Raw genomic sequence first — 857 nt, 5'->3', positions numbered from 1 at the left:
CATTTTTCATGAAGCCTATTTTAAGGCATAACAAAAGGCTTTCCAGTGCTAACTGAACGTCTTTTGATGATCATCAATCGATCGCCATATCTTTTGAATAATTAAAGCACTTGCTTACCTGCGACATCAATTTTGCTGTGGCCAATCACATCATAACCCGCTAATAACCAGTGTAATTGTTGCTCGGTTAATGTCATGGTGGGTGACATGAGTTTAGGCCATTTGAACTTATGTTTATCTAATCGCTTATACCACAGGGCAAACCCGGTGTTATCCCAGTACAGCAGTTTGAGTTTGTCGCGCCCTTTATTACAAAACACAAATAGCGCACCACTGAGCACCGGTAGTTCAAGCTCTGCTTCCACTAAGGCGGCTAATCCATTAATCGATTTACGAAAATCGACCACATCCGCACATAAATAAACGGTGGGTACATCAACAAACATCTTCATGCCATCAGCCCTTTAATGATGGAAACGATATCGTTCGTTGCTAAATTGGCAGGAAACATTAACTGGCCAGTGCGGATATCAAACTGCACCACATTTTGATGAGTTTGCGCGCAGACTTCAGTGGTGGTTTGTTTTAACTGAATAAAACGTGATGATGTGGGGTTCGTTGTTTGCACTGGCAAGGTTGAATTAGGCTGATACTCAGCCAGTAAAGCGCGCTGTTTATAGTAAGTGGTGATAGAGACATTATGGTGTTGGCAAAATTCGATATTAGTGCCACTAAACGAGCCGCGTTGTTGAAGTAGCATCTGCCACTGAGTAGTTGTTCTGTATGTTTTCATCACCTGCTCCAAATTTATCATTGAGCAGGTATTTTTAGACAATCAGAACATCGATGCTAGGTGT

2 protein-coding genes are annotated in these 857 nt (G+C 41.8%); both read right to left on the bottom strand.

The features are described 5' to 3' along the window. Positions 1-101: 101 nt before the first annotated feature. Positions 102-452: an IS66 family insertion sequence element accessory protein TnpB gene (gene tnpB / locus H5125_RS21700; protein ID WP_182745504.1), complete on the bottom strand. Its 351-nt coding sequence runs from the start codon at positions 450-452 to the stop codon at positions 102-104. After that, entirely contained in the window at positions 449-793 is a 345-nt protein-coding gene (locus tag H5125_RS21695; RefSeq protein WP_182745502.1) for an IS66 family insertion sequence element accessory protein TnpB, read from the bottom strand. Before H5125_RS21695 ends, tnpB begins: the two co-directional genes overlap by 4 nt. Positions 794-857: the final 64 nt, after the last annotated feature.

The organism is Shewanella sp. SR44-4, from assembly GCF_014163715.1.
Classification (GTDB): Bacteria; Pseudomonadota; Gammaproteobacteria; order Enterobacterales; family Shewanellaceae; genus Shewanella.
Note: the sequence above shows the minus strand (reverse complement) of the source record. Positions and strands in the feature narration are given on the sequence as shown.